Annotated in this window: 1 pseudogene; it reads right to left on the reverse strand. The window is 69.3% G+C overall.

The features are described 5' to 3' along the window. Window positions 1-264, reverse strand: a pseudogene (locus OC373_RS18825) (copper-transporting ATPase); the annotation flags it as partial.

Genomic DNA, 264 nt, shown 5'->3' on the forward strand with positions numbered 1-264 from the left:
GCACCGCGTAGGTCCAGGCCGGGTCCGGGCCGAAGACGCCCCAGATGAAGAACGTCGCCACCGCGATCGCCAGCACCGCGAGCACGAACCAGTAGGCGACGGTGTCCGCCATCCGCTGCATCGGCGCCCGGGAACGCTGCGCCTGCGCAACCAGCTGCACGATCTGCGACAGGACGGTATCGGAACCCACCTTGGCGGCGCGGATCACCAGTGCACCGGTGCCGTTCTGGGTCGCACCGATGACCTGGTCGCCCGCGGTCTTCT

It is taken from the genome of Stenotrophomonas sp. Ste96 (assembly GCF_024519495.1).
Taxonomy (GTDB): Bacteria; Pseudomonadota; Gammaproteobacteria; order Xanthomonadales; family Xanthomonadaceae; genus Stenotrophomonas; species Stenotrophomonas bentonitica_A.